Origin of the sequence: Streptococcus mitis (genome assembly GCF_003942995.1) — a bacterium.
Classification (GTDB): domain Bacteria; phylum Bacillota; class Bacilli; order Lactobacillales; family Streptococcaceae; genus Streptococcus; species Streptococcus mitis_CV.
This window is the reverse complement of sequence record NZ_RJOH01000003.1, coordinates 1-22,130: the sequence shown is the minus strand read 5'-3', so window position 1 is coordinate 22,130 and position 22,130 is coordinate 1. Positions and strand designations below refer to the sequence as shown.

Genomic DNA, 22,130 nt, shown 5'->3' with positions numbered 1-22,130 from the left:
TAAGGAGGATCTACGATGAAAAAAATCACATTATTTGGTTTGTCTCTAGCTGGTCTAGCTTTACTGGCTTTTCCACATTCAGGGCAGGCATTTGAGCTTAAAGAAGAATGGGTTGTTAAGTGTGGAGTACAGTATCAAGATGGCAAGATTCTTCGGTTTAACAACGGTCATGAAGTGGATATCAAAGTCTTGGATTTGCCAAAAACCGAGAAAATCGAGTGGACTGTTAGTCTCGATGGTCAAGATCAGACAGTCAATTTTCTAGGTCAAGAAAAGGACAAGTCTATGATTGGTATAGAAGGGCGTTACCTGAATTTCTATGTTCCATATGGCTATAGAGGAGATATCAAGGTCAAAGCTAAGAGCGGAAACGAAGTGAAGACCTGGTCAACGAAAGTTGTGGATGATATTCATAATGATAGTGGAAAGAGAGGCTACTATCGTATTGAAGAATCAAATAATCAATACACCTACCTCGATGCTAAATGGGATTATCAAACCAAGACTTACACTGCTACCTTACCAGAGACTGTCAATGGTCAAAAAGTTTTTGCTTGGGCAAATTATGACAATGACGAGTTGAAACTAGAAAAACTAAAATCTATCAGTCATAAATATGATGATGGAGGATCTTTCAAAGAACTTTATCCGATTGTAAAAGCAGAAAGTTGGCTAAAATCAAACCAAAACTGGTACTATCAAAAACAAGGTCAATTAGTGCAGAAGGATTGGGTTTATGACAAAGGAGCTTGGTACTTTATGAATGATAAAGGAGTCATGTTCAGTCAAACTTGGCTTTATCAAGGTGGCAACTGGTATGCCTTTAAATCATCAGGAGCCATGATTGCTAGTGATTGGCTTTACGATCAAGGCAAGTGGTACTATTTATCAACTTCAGGAGCCATGAAAGCAAGCACTTGGGTTTATGACAAGGGAGAATGGTATTATGTAAGTTCTTCTGGTGCCATGCTAGCGAGTGATTGGGTCAAAGATAATGGCAAGTGGTATTATCTAGCTTCATCAGGTAAGATGCTTCGCAATACCTACACACCTGATGGTTACTACGTTGGCAACTCAGGTGCCTGGCAATAAGAATAATACTTTTCGAAAATCTCTTCAAACCACGTCAGCTTCATCCACAGCCTCAAAACAGTGTTTTGAGCTGACTTCGTCAGTTCTATCTATAACCTCAAAGCACTGCTTTGAGCAATCTGCGGCTAGCTTCCTAGTTTGCTCTTTGATTTTCATTGAGTATAAGAAGCCCTTTTCCTTAAAGGAAGAGGCTTTTTACTTGCTTTTTTGCTGTTTCCTCATTTGTCCTAAAGCTTTTTTTGTGTTAAAATGAATGGTATGAAAGCTAAAAAAATGTGGATGGCAGGTCTGGCTCTGCTTGGTATTGGGAGCCTTGCCCTTGCTACGAAAAAAGTTACAGATGACCGTAAGCTCATGAAGACTCAGGAAGAGTTGACAGCGATTGTACGAGACCATTTTTCAGACATGGGGGAAATTGCGACCCTCTATGTTCAAGTCTATGAAAGCAGTCTAGAGAACTTGGTTGGTGGCGTCATTTTTGAGGATGGCCGTCATTACACCTTTGTCTATGAAAATGAAGATCTGGTCTATGAGGAGGAAGTCTTATGATACAACCAGCAAGTTTAGAAGAATTAGCATCTTTAGTAGAAAAAGATGGAAAGAAGGTCTTTCTTTTTGTGGCGGACTGGTGTGGTGATTGTCGATATATCTATCCTGCCTTGCCAGAAATTGAGGAGAGCAATCCAGAGTTTACCTTTATTCGAGTGGATAGAGATCAGTATATGGATTTGGCCAAACTCTGGGATGTTTATGGAATCCCTAGCCTTGTTGTTCTAGAAAAGGACAAGGAAATTGGCCGTTTTGTCAATCGCGACCGTAAAAGCAAGCAACAAATTAACGACTTTTTAGCAGGACTGAAATAGGAGAAAAAAGGAAACAATGATTTTTACATATAACAAAGAACATGTCGGTGATGTCCTTATGGTCATCGTGAAAAATAGCGGAGATGCTAAACTAGATGTGGAGCGCAAAGGCAAGGTAGCTCGTGTTTTCCGCAAAGATAATGGGGAAACAGTGGCGTGGAATATTTTCGAAGTTTCAAGTTTGTTTGAAATTGCAGAGCGCGGTCAAGTCTTTTTGACAGATGAGCAAGTCGCTCGTTTGAACCAAGAATTACAAACGGAAGCTTTTGAAGAGGAAATTGTTAATGACAAGGAACCTAAGTTTGTTGTTGGTGAAATTGTCGAGATGGTAGCCCATCCAGATAGTGACCACCTCAACATCTGCCAAGTTGCAGTCGCAAGTGATAAGACTGTACAAATCGTTGCAGGAGCTCCCAATGCGCGTGTCGGTCTGAAAACCATTGTAGCCCTTCCTGGAGCAATGATGTCAAAAGGAAACCTCATTTTCCCAGGTGAACTTCGTGGTGAAAAGAGTTTTGGCATGATGTGTAGCCCTCGTGAATTGCATCTGCCAAATGCTCCTCAAAAACGTGGTATTATTGAATTATCAGAAGACCAAGTTGTTGGAACTCCATTTGATCCAGCTAAACACTGGACTGCTTAAGAAGTTGTTAGTATCTGATAGACCAGCTAGAAGGAAATAAGATGGCAAAAAATATAGTGATTACAGGTGCGACATCAGGAATCGGTGAAGCGATTGCGCGTGCTTATCTGGAGCAGGGTGAGAATGTCGTTCTAACAGGACGACGGACAGATAGACTAGAAGCTCTTAAGTCGGAGTTTGCAGAAGTCTTTCCAAATCAAACCGTCTGGACCTTTCCACTAGATGTCACGGATATGACTATGGTGAAGACTGTTTGCTCCAGTATTCTAGAAACGATAGGTCAGATTGATATTCTGGTCAACAATGCCGGACTGGCTCTAGGTTTAGCACCTTATCAAGACTATGAAGAGTTGGATATGTTAACTATGTTGGATACCAATGTCAAAGGTTTGATGGCAGTCACTCGCTGTTTCTTGCCAACAATGGTAAAAGCCAATCAAGGACATATCATCAACATGGGGTCAACCGCAGGAATCTACGCCTATGCAGGTGCAGCAGTTTATTCAGCTACCAAGGCAGCAGTTAAGACCTTTTCAGATGGTCTGCGAATTGATACCATTGCAACGGATATCAAGGTGACGACCATTCAGCCTGGAATTGTCGAAACAGATTTTTCTACAGTGCGTTTTCATGGTGACAAAGAGCGGGCTGCGACGGTTTATCAGGGAATCGAAGCCTTGCAGGCACCGGACATCGCCGACACAGTAGTCTATGTGACCAGTCAACCTCGTCGTGTTCAGATTACAGATATGACCATTATGGCCAATCAACAGGCGACAGGATTTATGGTTCATAAAAAGTAAAAAATTTTCTCGAAAAGTTACAAATTTCTGTAACTTTTTTTGATTTCCTACGAATAGATAAGTAGGAGGAAAAAATATGTATAATAAAGTTATCTTGATTGGGCGTTTGACGTCTACACCAGAATTGCACAAAACCAACAATGACAAGTCGGTAGCGCGAGCAACTATCGCTGTCAACCGTCGTTACAAAGACCAAAATGGCGAACGTGAAGCTGATTTTGTCAATATGGTCCTTTGGGGCAGACTAGCAGAAAGCTTGGCAAGCTACGCAACTAAAGGTAGTCTCATTTCCGTTGATGGGGAATTGCGTACTCGTCGCTTTGAGAAAAATGGCCAGATGAACTATGTGACTGAAGTACTTGCCACAGGATTCCAACTCTTGGAAAGTCGTGCTCAACGTGCCATGCGTGAAAATAATGCAGGCCAAGATTTGGCGGATTTGGTCTTGGAAGAGGAAGAATTGCCATTTTAAACATTAAAAAGTCTGAGTTGGTCTCAGGCTTTTTTATACTGTCTAAATGTGTTACAATGAACTAGTTGAAACTTTTTGGAGGTTGAAATGAGTAGAGATTATACAAGAACAATCGTCAAAATTATATTTTGTACAGTAGTCGTATTTGTTTTTGCGATTTATACTCATGTGAGTCAGACAGATCCTATTCCGGGACAAATAAAAGTTGGAGCGACTTATATGACGATGAATAGTGAATTTTATAGACATTTACATAATGAGATTCAACGCTATTCTGATTCAGAAGGTCAGATATTGTATACTCGGGACGCAGAGATGAGTGAAGAAAAACAGAGTAAACAAATTGATGAGTTTATAGAGAAGCGAGTGAATGTTATTGTTATTAATCCGGTTAAGAGTGATAGCGAGCAAATTGTAGAAGCGTTAAGTAGGGCAAAGAATTTTGGAATTAGAGTTATAGCAGTAGATAGTCAGTTGAATAATATAAAAGTTGATACGAGTATAGTTTCTGATAATTACCATGCTGGGATATTAATTGCCAAGGATTTGATGAAACGTACCTCAAATGCTCATATTCTTTTGTTAACGCACAAAGATGCTTTATCAGCTAATCAAAGAATAACTGGTTTTTTGGATACAATAAAATCAGAAGAACATTATCAAATTATCTCAGAAAGAGAAACGGTTGGTCAAACAGAGTATGCTATGACTACTGTAGGTGATGCGTTATCTGAAGGTTTACAATTTGATGCTATAGTGGCTTTAAATGATAGAGCAGCTATAGGAGCTTTAGCAGCAATTAAAGAATTGAAAGTAACTTCAAAAAAACTTATTTACGGAATAGATGGTTCACCAGATATGAAGCATTTATTAGCTACAACAGATGAAGTTACGGGAACGGTTGCTCAATTTCCATCTCATATGGGTAGAAAAGTATCGGAAACAATAGATTTATTAGTAAAAAAAGAAGAAGTTGAAGAATTATATACTATACCTGTACAATTTGTTGATAAAAATAATATAATTCAGTTTGATATTAATGGGTGGCAGTAATGAAACAGGTAAAAGGTGTCCAGTATTCTATAATTTTACTTTTATTAATTAATTTTCTAACCATTATATACAATGGAGCTTTGTATATACAGATTACAAACTATGTAATTTCAAAGGGGCAGATGACACTCTTATTGGGAGAATTAAATAATATTTCAAAATCACCTGACCAGATTTTTTGGTATTCAATTATTTTTTTTGTCGGTATTATTTTTATATCTACCTATAAAATGTATTCAACTGAGAAAAAATGGCCAATTTTTTCAAAATGGAATTTGTTTGAAATAGTATTAATGATTGGTGTTATATGGTCACAAAATCTGTCATACAATGGAATAATATTATTAGTTTTTGCTGATATATTCTATAGTTCAAGAGAGTTTCAAGACTCTGATAGTAAACGTTCTTGGATTATTTTTATTTTCTTGAGTTTTTTAATGTTACTTTTAACAGACTATGAAATCTTGTCACTATTTATAAAAGTTCCATCTCTAGCTACCTATATCCAATTTTATCCATCTTCCATACGAGGTGTAGTGTTATTTTTAGAAAATGCATTGACATCATTAAATGTTATTATTTTCATCATCTCTTTATTGTCTTATATCCTATACGTGATTAAAGAACACCATAATATTGAGGAAGAGCTTAAAATGTTATCTAGAGTCAACATTGAATTGAATCATTACATATCGTTATCAGAGAAAATCGCTGAAGATCGAGAAAGGAAAAGAATTGCTCGAGAAATTCATGATACTCTAGGGCATGCATTGACAGGAATTTCAGCAGGGATTGATGCTGTTTCTGTACTAATTGATGTTCATCCTATCCGTGCTAAAGAACAGTTGAAAAATGTTTCAAATGCAGTTAGAGAGGGGATAAAAGATGTTAGGGGATCATTACAGAGACTGAGACCAGGAGCTTTGCAAAATAATGGTTTAAAAGATGCTCTAATATTAATGATTAGTGAGTATGAGTCTCTATCAAAACTCTCTGTCGATCTAAAATATGAATGGGGGAATATTGATTTAGATGTTATGCAGGAAGATACTATTTTTAGGATTATACAAGAATCTATGACAAATTCTGTTCGTCACGGACATGCTAGTAAAATGAGCATTCACTTTATGAGTGAGGATAACAACATAATAGTTTTGCAAGATAATGGAATAGGTTTTGACGACTTACAAATTGGGTATGGCTTGAAACAAATGAGAGAGCGAGTTTCTATTTTAGGTGGTTCTATTCATTTTGAAAATAGGGAAGGATTTTACACTAAAATAGTTTTTCCAAAAATAGGAGGTGAAGTATATGATAAAGGTAATGATTGCAGATGATCAGGCGTTAATTAGAGAGTCCTTGCAGATCATTTTATCAGTATATGCTGATATTGATGTTGTATCCGTCGTTGGTGATGGTATTGAAGCTATGGACAACATCATGACCGTAAAACCGGATATAATTTTAATGGATATTAGAATGCCCAGAATGGACGGAGTATTGGCTACAAAAGAAATCAAAAAACGTTTTCCAAATATAAAAATTATAATCTTAACAACATTTGATGACGACGAATTTATTTTTAGTGCTTTAAAATATGGTGCATCTGGCTATTTATTAAAAGGAGTTTCAACAGACGAGTTATACCAAGCCATTCAGACAGTGTATAAAGGTGGAGCTATGATTAATCCTAATATAGCTAGTAAGGTATTTCAATTGTTCTCGCAGATGGCACAGACCAATTTTTCTATTACTGTGAAGGAAGAGAATATTGAAAATATATCACTGACAGAATGGAAAATTATTCAGCAAGTGGCATTTGGAGAATCAAATAAGGAAATTGCCAGTAATCTTTTTTTATCCGAGGGAACAGTGCGCAATTACCTTTCTATCATTCTTTCAAAACTAAATTTGAGAGATAGGACACAGTTAGCCATATGGGCTGTACAAACAGGTGTGACACAAAAGAATTTTTCGAAGGAAATGGATAAATGAAAGTAAAGCAATTGTTTCTAGCGATACTGTTTGTGTTAAGTTGCTTGAGTTTATTTCTTATTTGGGAAAATAAGCAGATAAAGATTATTAGACTGGGTTTTTATTCTGATTCTAGTTGGGGAATTCCTACAGGGAATAACAGCTATGTACTAGATGAGGCTATTAAGAAATTTGAAGAGCTTCATCAAGGGGTTAAAATTGTATATGATTCAGGTATTCCTAAGGAGGAGTATTCTAATTGGATTTCAAGTCAAATTTTAAAAGGTTCTGAACCGGATGTATTTCTATTATCAAGCGACCAATTATCTTTATTTGCATCAAAAGGTATTTTAAAAAACCTAAATTCCTATCTGTCTCAAGAAGATGCCTCTAATTTCTATGATGTATCTTTGCAGGCAGCAAAATACGGAGATGATTTATACGGTCTTCCATATGAAAGCAATCCCATGTTGATGTGTGTAAATCAAGATTTACTTTTAAGAGAGGGCATTGAAATTCCTAAAGTAGGGTGGACACTGAAAGATCTATATGAGATTAGTAAAAAAATTACAAAAGATACCGATGGAGATGGAATCGTTGATCAATTTGGGATAACAGGATATAGTTGGAAAGAATCTCTAGCAGCCTTTGGAGTTACTATTTCTGAGAGTGGGATTCCTCGTATAGATTCGTCAGAAATGAAGGATGCTTTATCCTATATAAGGGGATTGAATCAATTAAACGGACGCTACAAAGTAACCTATAAAGATTTTGATGAAGGACATGTGGCCTTTTATCCAATGAGTTTGGCACAATATCGTACATATAAACCTTTTCCTTATCATGTGGCCAAATATACAAATTTTAACTGGACATGTATTTCGTTGCCAACGACTAAGGAAGACATTCGTTCGACTGTAACAGATACTTCCTTATACGTGGTTTCTTCGCGTGCTCGCAATTCAAACCTTGCCGTATCGTTTATAGAATTTTTAACAATTAATCGTGAAATTCAACAAAATTTATTTAATAAGGGTCAAGGAAGCTCAGTATTACCAGAGGTAGTAACTAGTTTGAAGAGTGAAGAGTTGATGAAGAAAGGAATGATTGGTCAAAATGCCTTAACGACTACTTCACTGGATTATATAATGAAAAATTCAATTACAACTATTTCAAAAGGAATAGATTCAAAATCATTGGTTGGAATAGAAGAAAGATTAGAAGCATTATCTATGGATGAAAATAACACGGATATTGAAGGTAGTCTTATTAAGTTACAAAAAGAACTAGATATAGGAACCCTTAAATAGATATCAAGATTATTTTTTCTTAAATAATATGAACATGGCAGAGGTCTTTATTGACATTTGTCATTTTTTTATTGACATTTATCAATAAACTTTTGTGACATTTAACAATTATAAAGTGAAGATAAGGATGATAGAATGAAATCAATAAAAGGAGGGAAATATGAAGTATTTGATATTAGTCAGTCATGGAGGACTCGCAGAGGGATTGAAATCATCTCTTTCTATGTTTGCTTCGGATAAGGTAGATGATGTCATAGCAATTGGCTTAAAAGATGGAGAAAGTCTTGCAGGTTTTTCTGTAGAGGTCAAGAATGTTATTGCATCTCTGGATGAAAATGATTCGGTTCTTGTTTTAGCAGATATTGTTGGGGGAAGTCCTTTAACAACTGTTGCAACAGTATTAGAAGAATTTGGAAAATTAGAGAATGCAACTATTTTGGGAGGTATGAACTTAACAATGGCACTTACAGCAGTGGTGATGAAAGACATTCTGACTGGAAGTGAACTTGTTTCTACGATATTAAACGAATCATCCTCAGCTCTACAGGAATTTGAAGTCGGATCGGATGATAATCTTAATGAAGAAGACGATATTTAGTTATATAAGGAAAGGGATAAAAAATTATGGTAGTAACATTTGTACGAATTGACGATAGAATGATTCATGGACAAACAGTCACTAGATGGGCAAAAGAACATCCATGTGATGGATTAATTGCAGTAAATGATGCTGCTGCATCTAATAAGGTTTTAATTCAGGCATATAAAGGTGCGTCAGATAAAAAAACATTTGTTTGGACAAAGGAAGCGTTTAAAGAAAAATCATCTAAAGTAACAGAATCGGATAGTAGATATTTTTTGATTACTAAGAATCCAATTGATATGAAAGAAATTTTAGTAGACCAGGGCTTTATTCCAGGAGATGTTAAAGAGATTATTGTAGGACCTGCTAACGATAGACCAGGTGCTATCAAGTTGGGAAATAATCAATCAATTACTCAAGAGGAAGCAGTTGCACTAGAAGCAATTGAAAAAGCAGGATATAAAGTTAGATTCCAATTATTACCAGATGTATCTATTGGCTATTGGAGTGATTTTAAATCAAAATTTGGATTTTAATAATGAAATAAGGAGACAAAATGATGGAAATTTCTTGGATTCAAGCAGCTCTTTTAGGATTGTTTGCAAGTTTAGCATCGATGCCAGGTATGGGGGGATCCAGTATTGGTAACTATACTTTGGGGCGTCCATTAGTTGGTGGTTTAATTGTAGGTTTAATATTAGGAGATATAACAACAGGGGTAATCGTTGGTGTGGCTTTACAGGTATTATATATTGCCTTAGTGACACCTGGTGGAACTGTATCGGCCGATGTACGGGCAATTTCTTATATCGGAATTCCGTTATCTATCCTATTTGTTCATGCAAATAATATTTCAGGTGAAGTGGCGATTGCAGCAGCAGCAGCGCCAATTGGAGCCGCGGTTGGAACAATTGGAACTGTTTTATTCTATGGTACAGCTACTATGAACTTGCTTTGGCAACACATTGGATGGAAAGCTGTAGAGAAAGGTGATTTTAAGAAGTTATATGCTGTTGATTGGGTATATCCTTGGATTTCACATTTTATCTTTTCTTTCTTACCAACAATGATTATTACAAAATTTGGACCAGATATGGTTGATCTTATGAAAGTATATCTTCCGATGGATGGTTTTGTAATGAAGTCTCTATTTACTGTAGGAGCACTCCTTCCATGTGTGGGTATTGCAATACTTTTGAAACAAATTGTTACAAAAACAACAGACTTTATTCCTTTCTTTGTCGGGTTCACGTTAGCAAAATCTTTAGGCTTGAACTTAGTAGCAAGTGGTGTTGTGTCATTAATTTTTGCAGTAATTTATTATGAATTAGAAGTTATTAAATCTGCCCGTACGACAGCAGTTGTCAGTGATATGGGATTTGATGAAGAGGAGGATATTTAGAATGAGTCGAAAAAAAATATCAAGAAAAACATTGACAAAATCATTTCACCACTGGTTCTATGGACATCTGACATGTTTTTCTCAAGAACATATGCAAACTTTTGGATATTTAACTTCTATGCTTCCAATTGTAGAAGAAATGTATGATACTAAGGAAGAACAAAAAGAAGCTATGCAAACATACACAGCATTCTTTAATACTGAGCCGCAGTTGGGTTCTCTAGTAGTTGGGATAACAGCTGGTTTGGAAGAAGCGCGTGCAAATGGAGATGCCGTAGATAGTGAGACCATCAATGGAATGCGAGCCGGTCTAATGGGGCCTATTGCAGGTATTGGAGATTCACTTATTGTAGGAACATTAATTCCTGTTCTTTTGGGGATAGCTCTAGGTCTTTCTAAAGGAGGAAATATTTCTGGTGCAATATTCTATATTATTGCATGGAATCTATTAGTCTATCTTGGAATGCGTTTTGCTTATTTTAAAGGATATGAACTTGGGGATAAAGCAGTAGAATTTTTAGTAGGTCCTAAAGGTCAGGCGCTAAGAAAAGCAATTAGTGTTGTTGGTGGTATGGTCATAGGAGCTGTTGCAGCAACTTGGGTATCTGTCACTACGGCGCTAGAGCTGAAAAATGGAGATGGAGAAACATTTTTAAACTTACAAGAAAAGATTGATGGTGTTTATCCAGGTCTTTTAACAGCAGGTTTTATTGTTCTATGTTGGTGGCTGATGGCTAAAAAGAAAGTTTCTCCAAATTGGGTGATGCTATTATTGGTAGTTATTGCACTTGTAGGAGTAGCCTTAGGATTTTTCAATCCAGGCTTGAAATATTAATAGTATGTAAAAAAGCAACGGTTTATAATCGTTGTTTTTTATATATGCGTAATATAAGGATTTAGAGTTTCGGTATTTTTTATAAAAGAATTAACGAAAATGCTAATTCCATAAATCATGTTCGTTAAAATTCTACATTATTAAAGTGCAAAATTAGGATAAAGAAATTTATCTATTCATCCTCAGAAAGTCAGACTTTTTTCTTGACTATTTCTGACCAAGTGATACAATAGAACTATAAATTAGCACTCAGATATAAAGAGTGCTAATACTATCTATTTCATCATGGAGGAAAACAGATGTTGAAACCATTAGGGGACCGTGTGGTCTTGAAAATCGAAGAAAAAGAACAAACTGTTGGAGGCTTTGTCCTTGCAGGTTCAACCCAAGAAAAAACAAAAACAGCCCAAGTTGTGGCTACTGGACAAGGTGTTCGTACCTTGAACGGTGACTTGGTTGCTCCAAGTGTTAAAGCTGGAGATCGTGTCTTAGTTGAAGCTCACGCAGGTCTTGATGTCAAAGACGGCGATGAAAAGTACATCATCGTTGGCGAAGCTAACATCTTGGCTATCATTGAAGAATAGAAGGAGAAAGTAAGTATGTCAAAAGAAATTAAATTTTCATCAGATGCCCGTTCAGCTATGGTTCGTGGTGTCGATATCCTTGCAGATACTGTTAAAGTAACCTTGGGACCAAAAGGTCGTAACGTTGTGTTGGAAAAATCATTTGGCTCACCCTTGATTACCAATGATGGTGTGACCATTGCCAAAGAAATTGAATTAGAAGATCATTTTGAAAATATGGGTGCCAAATTGGTATCAGAAGTAGCTTCAAAAACCAATGATATCGCAGGTGACGGAACGACAACTGCAACTGTCTTGACTCAAGCAATCGTCCGTGAAGGCATCAAAAACGTCACAGCAGGTGCAAATCCAATCGGTATTCGTCGTGGGATTGAAACAGCAGTTGCTGCAGCAGTTGAAGCCTTGAAAAACAACGCCATCCCTGTTGCCAATAAAGAAGCTATCGCTCAGGTTGCTGCCGTATCTTCTCGTTCTGAAAAAGTCGGTGAATACATTTCTGAAGCCATGGAAAAAGTTGGTAAAGACGGAGTCATCACCATTGAAGAGTCACGTGGTATGGAAACAGAACTTGAAGTTGTGGAAGGAATGCAGTTTGACCGTGGTTACCTTTCACAGTATATGGTGACAGATAGCGAAAAAATGGTGGCTGACCTTGAAAATCCATACATTTTGATTACTGATAAGAAGATTTCAAATATCCAAGAAATCTTGCCACTCCTAGAAAGTATTCTCCAAAGCAATCGTCCACTCTTGATTATTGCGGATGATGTAGATGGCGAAGCTCTTCCAACCCTTGTATTGAACAAGATTCGTGGAACCTTTAACGTAGTAGCAGTCAAGGCACCTGGTTTTGGTGACCGTCGCAAAGCTATGCTTGAAGACATTGCCATCTTAACAGGTGGAACAGTTATCACAGAAGACCTTGGTCTTGAGTTGAAAGATGCTACGATTGAGGCGCTTGGTCAAGCAGCTAGAGTGACCGTGGACAAAGATAGCACGGTTATCGTAGAAGGTTCTGGAAATCCTGAAGCGATTTCTCACCGTGTTGCAGTTATCAAGTCTCAAATCGAAACCACAACTTCTGAGTTTGACCGTGAAAAATTGCAAGAACGCTTGGCCAAATTATCAGGTGGTGTAGCGGTTATTAAGGTTGGAGCTGCAACTGAAACTGAGTTGAAAGAAATGAAACTCCGCATTGAAGATGCCCTCAACGCTACTCGTGCAGCTGTTGAAGAAGGAATCGTTGCAGGTGGTGGAACAGCCCTTGTAAATGTTATCCCTGCAGTAGCTGATTTGGAATTGACAGGAGACGAAGCAACGGGTCGCAATATTGTTCTCCGTGCTTTGGAAGAACCTGTTCGTCAAATCGCCCACAATGCAGGATTTGAAGGCTCTATCGTTATCGATCGTTTGAAAAATGCTGAAGTTGGTACAGGCTTCAACGCAGCAACTGGCGAATGGGTTAACATGATTGATCAAGGGATTATCGACCCAGTTAAAGTGAGTCGTTCAGCCCTACAAAACGCAGCATCTGTAGCCAGCTTGATTTTGACTACGGAAGCAGTCGTAGCTAATAAACCAGAACCAGCAGCTCCGGCTCCAGCAATGGATCCAAGCATGATGGGCGGCATGATGTAAGCTTTCTATAGAAAATAACTTATAAAAAACACAAAAGGAGGGAATGCCTACCCCTCCTTTTTATGATATTCACTTCTAAATTGATTTGAGCTCTCCTAACTTATATGATAAAATAAGACTAGAAAAAGGAGAAGAACATGATCGATGTAGAAGAAATTCTGAGCAAGATGAACCCCAATCAGAAGATTAATTATGACCGTGTCATGCAGAAGATGGTACAAGTATGGGAGAAAAATGAGCAGCGGCCAACTATTCTCATGCATGTTTGCTGTGCCCCTTGTAGTACCTATACACTAGAATATTTGACCAAGTATGCAGATGTGACCATCTATTTTGCCAATTCTAATATCCATCCCAAGGCAGAATACCATAAGCGTGCCTATGTGACTAAAAAGTTTGTCAGTGATTTCAATGAGCGAACTGGCAATAACGTTCAATACCTAGAAGCTCCTTATGAACCTAACGAATATCGTAAACTAGTTCGAGGTTTGGAAGAAGAGCCAGAAGGTGGCGACCGTTGTAAGGTTTGCTTTGACTACCGCCTGGATAAGACAGCGCAAGTGGCTATGGATCTGGGCTTTGATTATTTTGGCTCAGCCTTGACCATTAGTCCTCATAAGAATTCTCAAACCATCAACAGCATCGGAATCGATGTGCAAAAAATTTATACAACCCACTATCTTCCAAGTGATTTTAAGAAAAATCAAGGCTACAAACGTTCAGTGGAGATGTGTGAAGAGTATGATATCTATCGTCAATGTTATTGTGGATGCGTCTATGCAGCCCAGGCTCAGAATATTGATTTGGTTCAGGTTAAGAAAGATGCCACAGCTTTCTTGCTGGATAAGGATGTTGAAAAAGACTATTCCCATATCAAATTTACAGTTACAAAATTAGATATATAAATGAAAACTTGCCTCAAGGTAGGTTTTTTGCTAGTAGAAAAGCGATAGACAGAAATTGCTGGACCAATCTTTGAATTTCTAGTCCAAGGCTTGTGAGTCTTCAACAAGCCTTGGACTCTTAAAAAAATGAAGTTTTGCTCAAAAGAGCTTTTTAAATTAAAACGAGCAATTATCAGTTCAAATCTGTTTCAAAAGAAGAACGGATAAATTAATCGATGCTTTGTTTTTGAGTTAGGAAGTTAAGCATGCCAAACTGAGTCGTAGGAATAAATTTCTTTATAGAAATGTGTTACAACTCTGCTATAACGGAATATTCCTTTTTGCATTTATACAACTTATTTAACACTATCTTTATTCTTGTGATATAATGTCAAATTATAGAGTGGAGGTCATTTAAAATGATTGATAAAGTAATTGAACAATATAAAAGTCATGATAATCTTGATATTCGAGTAGAATTGCATAAGAAGTATTCAAAAAATAAATTGGGATTTAATAATTGGATATTTTCTAACTACCAAATCACTGATGAAGTAAAGGTTCTAGAATTGGGATGTGGTACAGGAGAACTGTGGAAAAGTAATAGTGATTCTATAGATAAAATGAAGCAGTTGGTTATTACAGATTTTTCTAAAGATATGGTGAGAACAACGAGATCAGTGATTGGAAATAGAGACAATGTTAACTATGAGATAATGGATATTCAAAAGATTTCTTTTGAGGATGAAACGTTTGATATTGTTATTGCTAATATGCTTCTACATCATGTGAATGATATTCCTAAAGCTCTCTCTGAGGTGAATAGAGTCTTAAAAACAGGCGGAATTTTTTACTGTGCTACATTTGGTGAAAATGGAGTTGTAGATTATTTGGCAAGTTTATTTAAAGATGAGGTTAATCAAGATTTGGAAAATAAAACTTTTACTTTACAAAATGGTAAAAGCTACCTGAGTAGGTATTTTAACTCTGTCGATACATTACTCTATGATGATGAGTTACAGGTAACTAGCATAGATGATCTAGTTAAATACATCCAATCCTTTAAAGGAATTTCAGAAATAGGTTCGCTAGAAGAAAAAGTCATTCGTAAAAGATTGGAAGTACATTTTCATAATGGTAAGTTAATTATTCCTAAAGAATATGGTATGTTTATTGCTCGAAAGTAAAATTAAGGGAATGAAATTGTGAAAAAATTAAGGAGAAGCTTTTCAATATAAAATCAAGCGGATAGTCTTTAGAGCCTGCTATAGCTGATTCTATATAAAAGTCTCAACTTTCTAGATTTGAAAGAGGAGAAAATGAAATTTCTCTTTCAACGTTTTTTGAATTATTATCAAATATCAATGTTTCGATAGAGAATTTTTGTAATTACCTAGAAAATTATAAAAGATCGGAGTTTGATGATTTTTTGGTTAATTTATCTCCAAATTTTTATAGTTTGAATACTAAAGGATTGGAGGAAATAAAAAATGAGCAACAAAAACTTTTTGAGAAGAGTGGGGAAAAAACTCATAAAATAAATACAATTATGGTTCAGGGATTATTAAATCAGATAGATTGTAATCATGTAGTTAGTAGAGATGATCTAAATTTAGTATATGACTATTTATTTCAGAAGGAACGATGGGAGTCCTATGAGATAATGCTGATTGGTAATTTATATCATCTTTTTGAAATAGATTATATTTACAGGGTCGGAAAAGAAATACTAGAGCGTACACATTATTACGAAAAAATCGGCAAGAATAGAAATTTAGTTGTGTCAGCTTGTTTAAATTTTTGGTTCTGTTGCCTTGAAAATTCACATCTAATATATGCAGACTTCTTTAAAATGAAATTAAAGAAATTATTAAAAGATGACACAAAAGTTTTTGAAAAATCTACATTCAAATTTGTAGAAGGATATAAAATATACCTGACAGAATCTAAAGAATCTGGAATTAAGCAAATGAAAAATGTTATTAAATATTTTGAGTTTATTGAATCTAAAAGTATTGCTTTATATTTTCAAAAACGATTAAATGAGTTGGTAGATTAAATAGCATTTTCTCTGTTGAGATATTGTTTTTAAAATATTGTACTAAATGATTGATGCTATGTGGAAATACAAAAAAATTTTTTTGATACGAAGTTGACCTGTATTTTTTATACTAATCATTTTCGTATTTTTTGTATGAAACGATATAAGTTTGTTGTAAACTTACAAGGAATAAAGACATTAAAAAATAACAGTATATCTATTTGTTTTATATATTTTACGAATTCTGCATAAATCTCTTTCTAGTAATGTGTTGTAACTCTGCTATAATGGATTTATTCCTTTTTGTGTTTACGCAATTTATTTTACACTACCAAAAAAACAAGGTCAGGATTTTGTTCCTGACCTTTGACAACTTTACCGATTCTTTAGTTCTACATAGCGCTTGTACCAAATGTTTACATAGGCTTCTGAGAAAGGACCACGTCCATTATTAATCCAATCAACAAGAATTTTGACATGTTCTTTTAAAATATAGTCCAAGTCATCAGAATAATTCATTTTGCGTTTGTGACGCTCATACTCCTCAACGTCCAAGAGACGTTTTTCCCCATCTGTAAAAATTTTAACATCCAAATCGTAATCAATATACTTCAGTGCTTCTTCATCCAGATAGTAGGGGCTAGCCATATTGCAATAGTAGGAAATTCCATTATCGCGAATCATGGCAATGATATTAAACCAATATTTCTTGTGAAAGTAAACAATAGCCGGTTCTCGAGTGACCCAACGACGACCATCACTTTCGGTAACCAGTGTATGATCGTTGACACCAATAATGGCGTTTTCTGTTGTTTTTAGTACCATGGTGTCCCGCCAAGTTCGGTGGAGACTCCCATCATGCTTATAACTTTGAATTGTAATAAAGTCGCCTTCTTTTGGAAGCTTCATAACTAACCAACTTTCTACAATTTATAAGTTTATCGTTTACTATTGTACCATAAAATTACCTAAAATCTGTGAATTTTACATGAAAATATTAAAGATATTCTCTGAGAGCGCTTGCTATATCCGAAAAATCGTAGCCTTTTCGTGCTAAAACTTGAGTTAAACGCTGTTTAAGTTCGTATCCTTCATATTTTCGGGCATACTTAGCATATTGCTTATCAAGTTCCTTGAAGATGAGTTCCTGAGTCGTTTCTTGGTCAACTTGACTATCCAACTGGTCAAAGGCACTTTTAGCATCAGAATAGGAAAAACCCTTGTTGGTCATATTCTGGATAATCTTATCTTGCAAGGCACGAGCTGGAAGTTTTCCTTCATATTTTTTCAATAGTTTATTAGCTACACGTTGAGCAACTTCAGAAAAATCAAATTTTTTCAAGTTCTCTTCTATAGTAGATTTTGGAACCCCTTTTTGTGTTAGTTTCTGAATCAATACATAAGGTCCCTTGTCTCCTGAAAGCTGATTGGCGTTGATGATAGCATAAGCGTACTGACCATCATTAATCCAATTATCTTCTTTAAGATTAGCAATGACTTGAGAAACTACGTTTTCATTAATATCGTATTTTTTCAGATATTCTCTGACTTCTTTTTCAGTGCGCGCTTTAAAGGATAGGTGGTAGAGAGCTAGATTCTTACCGTAAGAAAATTGAGCAAAGTCCTGAATCTCTTTCAATTCTTCTTCACTTATCACCTTATCTCTTGATAACATGAAGCGAACAATAGTATCTTCAGTAATGTAGCATTTGTCGCCATTATCAAGCTCCATCAGATAGAGTCTTTTTTTCTTTTCAAGTTTTGTGATTTTCATAGTTCTATTATAACTCAAAATGTGAGAAAAAGCTGAAACCCTTTGATATAGCCGTTTTTTGTCCCTTAATGATGAATTTTAAGAACTTTTTAGGAACTTTGTAAATTCTCAATGGCTTTTTCATAAAAGGAAGTCGCCTTTTTCTTATTGTCTTTGGATAGGTGACTATAGATGTCCATAGTCATTGAAATTTTAGAATGGCCTAGCCGTGTTTGGATTTCTTTATAAGGCAGGCCAGCATTAAGCAATAGACTAGCGTGGGTGTGTCGGAAAGCGTGGAAACTCAAACGAGGACATCCAGCCAGTTTTAAATGCTTTTCTAGTCTGAATCTGAGCGCTCCAGCTTCTCTATAATTGTCAAAGGTATCAGAGAACACTTTTTCAAAAGTTACCCCTATTTCCCTACCTATTTGGGATTGTCTTGCTTTATAGAGCCGAAGCATGAGTACCGTTTTGGTATCCAGTGCGATTTCTCTAATACTACTTTTACTTTTAGGGCTAGTGATTTCCTTGAGGGTGTTTAAAGTCTTGGTAACTGAAATACTACCGTTTTGTAGGTCAATATCAGACCATTTCAAGGCTAGACACTCACGAATACGCAAACCAGTCGCTAGAAGTGTCTTATATAACACCGTATCGGAGAAATTTTTATAAGTGTTTGGCAACTGATCTAGATAATCTAAGAATTTTTTCAAATTGTCGTCATCCATATATTTCAGTCTTTGCCCTTCTTTGGGTTTGCGCCGTGGGACGATGATATCACTAGCTGGGTTTGAAGCAATGACTTGCAAGGAAACGGCATAGGATAATATGCGTTTATTTAAGGCATGAAGCTGGTTATATTGCTGATAACCTTTCCCTAGTTGGTTATAATCTATTGCCCACTGGTTTACCTGGTGCTGAATGATTGGGGGTGTTAGTTTATCTAGTTTGTAGTCTCCAAAGGCTGGTAGGAGATACTTTTTTATGTTGTTTTTTGCTCCTATGAGGGTACTATGTTTGACTGTATGGCAATAATTTTCTAGCCAGAGGTTCGTCAATTCCTGATAGGTGGTAACATTAACGGTTTTTGTGACTGTTGAGCCGTTTTTTTCAAACTCTACCTTGGCTTGGATAGCCTTGCTTTTGAGTCTGTTCTTGGTTCTGTCTGAAATAGTTGTCTTGACTTTCTTACCTGTTACGGTATCGATACCAAGATAAACGCTGGAACGGTAAACTACTGATCCATCTTTCTTTTTGTATTCTGTAATCTTCATGGTTTTACTCCTTTTCCATCAGCAGGCAAGCAATTAGAAAAGGTTTTGAGTTTATACCATGCGAGAAGCTACGAGAACCCCCTTATTTTCGATTTTAAGCAGTCAAACGATAAATTGTACCAGAATAGAAAACAAGGCAGATATGGGGTTTATATGGGGTTTGAAAAAAGTCCATATATTACAAGTAGTTTTATTTAGAAAATAAAAAGGAAGTAACAACTAAGCTACTTCCCTGGAGCGCTGAGGCTCAAAGTTTAAAAATATGAGGGTAAACCTCTAAGTAACTTAATTATAGATTAAAGTCTAATAGATGTCAATCAGCAGGCAAGCAATTAGAAATGGTTTCATTGATTAAACCTCAAAATAATGCACAAAAGGAGCTTCGTTAAAAGCCCCTTTTGGTAGGTCGCTACTGCAACCATTCATTAAGATTAAATAAATTATAATCCATTTGGAGCTATATGTAAACAAATTAGCGAATAAGTTCGCCTTTTTTCGTCCTAAAACTGTCCCTTCCGTGTTGTTTCGTAGTCCATGATTCTCCTTTCTATTTGTCAATTTTTCCGTTTTTTGCACTTTAGTCTGTAAAATTGGTTTTCTATTCTTCAATTTCCTCCATTTTTGCACAATAGACCGTAGAAATAGGGTTGCTATTGGTGAATATGGGGGAGTTTTTTATTTTAAGTTATGTTTACTAGAATATAAAAAGAAAAGTAGCCGTATCAAATACGGCTACTATCACGTTATGGATCTAAAATCCAAATGTAAACTTTATGGAGCTAAACTCCTAATAGCTGTATTGTAATATAATTATTAAAAAATGTCAAGAGATTAGAAAAGGTATAATTCTTTTAACTTTTCGTTAATTTTGTCCAATGTGTTATCAGATACTTTCATTTTTCCGATTGGATCTAATCTATTTTTCTTTAAAATTCTATCTTTGCTGATTGTTTGAAGGTTATTACACTTGGCATAAGAACGCTTAATGTATTTTTTGTAGTATTGAGTTAATTCAATAACGTCATTTATTTCTGATTGTGTCCGTTTAAGGTTATCATCGTCTATTATCTTAGGTTGAATTATTTCGTTTGAAAATNGTTCTGTATAAGCTTGGTAGACATCCGATAAGGCAGCTTCAGTAATTGCATTATTGGAATCTAAATATTTTAGGTAGGCAAATAATTCTTTGTGTAATTTTTCAATATATTCATCAAGCAAAATAGAAGGATATTCCGCAATGACTTCGTCTATGAGTACAGTATCTATTTGATTTTTAGATGTTAGAGGAATTACTGTAAGTGTTTTTTTATAGGGACTATCTACTTTGTCTAAGACAATAGCCCAATGATTATTTGATAATTCTCCGCCTATATTTACACCGAACTCTACGAATATCAGAGAGCCACGACTGAATTTCCAATATTTTCTTTTTTGAGTCTTAGCTTCAAATAAGAATTGTTCAGATTGTCTTTTAACTGCTGGTGCAAGAAATCGGTATTTAGAAGATGTATGTTTTGCTTTACCAAGTTTATAGAGTTTTTCAACTTCTATGTAGTTTTGTTTGGTTTGTTCAAAATATGGATTTTCTTTGTTCATTTTAATTCTCTCTATATATGCCCACGACTTCGCCGATGGTTTAGAAGATATTAGTCATTTCTATTTGTCAATTTTGCCGTTTTTTGCGATTTAGTCTGTAAAATCGGCTTTCTATTCTTCAATTTCCCCTATTTTTGCACAATAGAGCATAAAAAGATGGTTGCTATTGGCGAATATGGGGGATTTTTTATTGTACGATGATTTCGCCAACAGGGATAATATCTTTTTGTTTTGAAGATTTTGCGATTAAGTCGTATTGATCAGCAGATTTTTCATATCCAAGGGAAAGAGTAGTATTGTCGTCTGGTAATTTTTTAGCAAACTCAGATATAGACATCCGAAATACGGTAATTGCATTTTGCTGATTAGTTGTAGCAGAATTTGAATTGATTGCGTCCATAGTCTCTTTTGCGCTATCTTTAGCCGTTCCAGTTAGCAAAATCATGATTGTATCATGCGGTTCGGATGAATCTGAATCGATTACGTTATTTTGAATTTTTACGCTTATTGCGCCAGTTGATTCAGGATCTAATTTTGATTTGATTTCAGAAATTAGATTATCGTATTTACTGTTATCTACTTTGGTTTTTGTGTTTGTTGAAGTAGTATTCTTTTGCTCCGTTTTTGGTTGCTCCGAGCTATTTTGGGTAGCTGATTGATTGTTAGAGCAAGCTACTAGAACGGTAGCAGAAAGTAAAATAGCTGATGTGCTTAGTAATTTTTTCATAAGTAGCCTCCTATATGCTGATGTTTTTCTGATAAAAGATGGGGGATTTTTATATAATCTTCTCAAAAACCATTGTGGCTTGGATACGGTCACCACCACCCAGTCCTTTGCTTCCACCATTGGCGGTTGTGATTGTATGCAGGCGATAACCTTTTGAAGCTTGTTTATTGATAACGTCTTCTAATTCTGTAAGGTTTCCTGATCCAGTACCGAAAAACTTTTCTTTCAAAGTTACCTGAAGGACAACGTAGTGTAGTCCATTTACTCCAGATGCAGTAGAAAAACTACCTTCTTGTTTCACAGTGTCAAAAAATCCCATGGGGGTTACTCCTTTTCGTCGTCTCTATCAGATAGTTTTTGAACTAAATCAAAAGCTATTTTTTTATCATAGTCATTTAAAGAAATATAGTTGATTAAAATATCTGCAAAATTTGTACCAATTTCAGCATCATTTATTATTAATTTTTCTATAGTTAGCATGTAGCTTTGATTAAAATTCACTAAGCCTTTGCCGAAATTCTCGTATTTTTTAGGATTATTTATATGTTTTTCAATGTTCTCATATGCTGATTGAACCTTTTTTAGTAAATCATAATTAGG

General features: G+C 35.7%; 24 protein-coding genes and 1 pseudogene. 19 read left to right on the top strand and 6 right to left on the bottom strand.

What is annotated here, in order from left to right; genetic code table 11:
- Positions 1-15: 15 nt before the first annotated feature.
- The 19 genes from D8836_RS02865 to D8836_RS02765 all read left to right on the top strand — a co-directional run bounded on the left by D8836_RS02865 (position 16) and on the right by D8836_RS02765 (position 16,195).
- Positions 16-1,092, top strand: a complete 1,077-nt coding sequence (locus D8836_RS02865) for a PspC-like choline-binding domain-containing protein (protein WP_185761583.1) — start codon at positions 16-18, stop codon at positions 1,090-1,092.
- A 249-nt stretch (positions 1,093-1,341) separates the two neighbouring features.
- Positions 1,342-1,641, top strand: a complete 300-nt coding sequence (locus D8836_RS02860; RefSeq protein WP_125393095.1) for a DUF4651 domain-containing protein — start codon at positions 1,342-1,344, stop codon at positions 1,639-1,641.
- Positions 1,638-1,955: a thioredoxin family protein gene (locus D8836_RS02855; protein ID WP_049499813.1), complete on the top strand. Its 318-nt coding sequence runs from the start codon at positions 1,638-1,640 to the stop codon at positions 1,953-1,955. The genes D8836_RS02860 and D8836_RS02855 overlap by 4 nt, the downstream gene beginning before the upstream one ends.
- Before the next feature lie 16 nt (positions 1,956-1,971).
- Positions 1,972-2,598 carry a YtpR family tRNA-binding protein gene (ytpR, locus tag D8836_RS02850; RefSeq protein WP_125393094.1) on the top strand — a complete coding sequence of 209 codons (627 nt, stop codon included), beginning with the start codon at positions 1,972-1,974 and terminating at the stop codon, positions 2,596-2,598.
- 41 nt (positions 2,599-2,639) lie between these two features.
- Positions 2,640-3,401, top strand: a complete 762-nt coding sequence (locus D8836_RS02845; protein WP_125393093.1) for an SDR family NAD(P)-dependent oxidoreductase — start codon at positions 2,640-2,642, stop codon at positions 3,399-3,401.
- A gap of 76 nt (positions 3,402-3,477) precedes the next feature.
- A complete protein-coding gene (locus tag D8836_RS02840) occupies positions 3,478-3,873 on the top strand; it encodes a single-stranded DNA-binding protein (protein WP_049515925.1) in 396 nt (131 codons plus the stop codon).
- An 87-nt stretch (positions 3,874-3,960) separates the two neighbouring features.
- Entirely contained in the window at positions 3,961-4,926 is a 966-nt protein-coding gene (locus D8836_RS02835; RefSeq protein WP_125393092.1) for a substrate-binding domain-containing protein, read from the top strand.
- Positions 4,926-6,263 (top strand): sensor histidine kinase, encoded by a 1,338-nt coding sequence (locus tag D8836_RS02830; RefSeq protein ID WP_125393091.1) that lies wholly within the window; start codon positions 4,926-4,928, stop codon positions 6,261-6,263. The genes D8836_RS02835 and D8836_RS02830 overlap by 1 nt, the downstream gene beginning before the upstream one ends.
- Positions 6,238-6,921, top strand: coding sequence for a response regulator transcription factor (locus tag D8836_RS02825; protein ID WP_033683129.1), 684 nt, complete (start codon positions 6,238-6,240; stop codon positions 6,919-6,921). The genes D8836_RS02830 and D8836_RS02825 overlap by 26 nt, the downstream gene beginning before the upstream one ends.
- A complete protein-coding gene (locus D8836_RS02820; protein ID WP_033683130.1) occupies positions 6,918-8,210 on the top strand; it encodes an ABC transporter substrate-binding protein in 1,293 nt (430 codons plus the stop codon). Before D8836_RS02825 ends, D8836_RS02820 begins: the two co-directional genes overlap by 4 nt.
- Positions 8,211-8,370: 160 nt before the next feature.
- The gene (locus D8836_RS02815) at positions 8,371-8,808 is read left to right on the top strand and encodes a PTS sugar transporter subunit IIA (RefSeq protein WP_020903145.1); all 438 of its coding nucleotides are present in this window, start codon (positions 8,371-8,373) and stop codon (positions 8,806-8,808) included.
- Positions 8,809-8,834: 26 nt separating this feature from the next.
- On the top strand, positions 8,835-9,329 hold the full coding sequence (locus D8836_RS02810) for a PTS sugar transporter subunit IIB (RefSeq protein WP_020903146.1): 495 nt from the start codon (positions 8,835-8,837) through the stop codon (positions 9,327-9,329).
- Positions 9,330-9,352: 23 nt separating this feature from the next.
- A complete protein-coding gene (locus D8836_RS02805; RefSeq protein ID WP_078238001.1) occupies positions 9,353-10,195 on the top strand; it encodes a PTS mannose/fructose/sorbose/N-acetylgalactosamine transporter subunit IIC in 843 nt (280 codons plus the stop codon).
- A complete protein-coding gene (locus tag D8836_RS02800) occupies positions 10,176-11,030 on the top strand; it encodes a PTS system mannose/fructose/sorbose family transporter subunit IID (RefSeq protein ID WP_031233157.1) in 855 nt (284 codons plus the stop codon). Before D8836_RS02805 ends, D8836_RS02800 begins: the two co-directional genes overlap by 20 nt.
- Before the next feature lie 299 nt (positions 11,031-11,329).
- Positions 11,330-11,614 carry a co-chaperone GroES gene (groES, locus tag D8836_RS02795; protein ID WP_125393090.1) on the top strand — a complete coding sequence of 95 codons (285 nt, stop codon included), beginning with the start codon at positions 11,330-11,332 and terminating at the stop codon, positions 11,612-11,614.
- Between the two features lie 15 nt (positions 11,615-11,629).
- A complete protein-coding gene (gene groL, locus D8836_RS02790; protein WP_125393089.1) occupies positions 11,630-13,252 on the top strand; it encodes a chaperonin GroEL in 1,623 nt (540 codons plus the stop codon).
- A 137-nt stretch (positions 13,253-13,389) separates the two neighbouring features.
- Positions 13,390-14,157: an epoxyqueuosine reductase QueH gene (locus D8836_RS02785; protein ID WP_020900987.1), complete on the top strand. Its 768-nt coding sequence runs from the start codon at positions 13,390-13,392 to the stop codon at positions 14,155-14,157.
- Between the two features lie 398 nt (positions 14,158-14,555).
- The gene (locus D8836_RS02775; protein ID WP_125393088.1) at positions 14,556-15,323 is read left to right on the top strand and encodes a class I SAM-dependent methyltransferase; all 768 of its coding nucleotides are present in this window, start codon (positions 14,556-14,558) and stop codon (positions 15,321-15,323) included.
- Between the two features lie 137 nt (positions 15,324-15,460).
- On the top strand, positions 15,461-16,195 hold the full coding sequence (locus tag D8836_RS02765) for an Rgg family transcriptional regulator (protein WP_376738744.1): 735 nt from the start codon (positions 15,461-15,463) through the stop codon (positions 16,193-16,195).
- 357 nt (positions 16,196-16,552) lie between these two features.
- On the opposite strand, the gene ntdP is transcribed toward D8836_RS02765, so the two are convergent.
- The 6 genes and pseudogenes from ntdP to D8836_RS02720 form a co-directional block, all read right to left on the bottom strand.
- Positions 16,553-17,086: a nucleoside tri-diphosphate phosphatase gene (ntdP, locus tag D8836_RS02755; protein ID WP_000775316.1), complete on the bottom strand. Its 534-nt coding sequence runs from the start codon at positions 17,084-17,086 to the stop codon at positions 16,553-16,555.
- Positions 17,087-17,174: 88 nt separating this feature from the next.
- Positions 17,175-17,951, bottom strand: coding sequence for a recombination regulator RecX (gene recX / locus D8836_RS02750; RefSeq protein ID WP_084887616.1), 777 nt, complete (start codon positions 17,949-17,951; stop codon positions 17,175-17,177).
- 89 nt (positions 17,952-18,040) lie between these two features.
- A complete protein-coding gene (locus tag D8836_RS02745) occupies positions 18,041-19,207 on the bottom strand; it encodes a tyrosine-type recombinase/integrase (RefSeq protein ID WP_125393085.1) in 1,167 nt (388 codons plus the stop codon).
- 1,783 nt (positions 19,208-20,990) lie between these two features.
- Positions 20,991-21,530, bottom strand: coding sequence for a hypothetical protein (locus tag D8836_RS02730; RefSeq protein WP_125393083.1), 540 nt, complete (start codon positions 21,528-21,530; stop codon positions 20,991-20,993).
- Between the two features lie 49 nt (positions 21,531-21,579).
- Entirely contained in the window at positions 21,580-21,849 is a 270-nt protein-coding gene (locus tag D8836_RS02725; RefSeq protein WP_004261908.1) for a DUF4177 domain-containing protein, read from the bottom strand.
- Between the two features lie 5 nt (positions 21,850-21,854).
- Positions 21,855-22,130: pseudogene (locus D8836_RS02720) on the bottom strand (helix-turn-helix domain-containing protein); the annotation flags it as partial.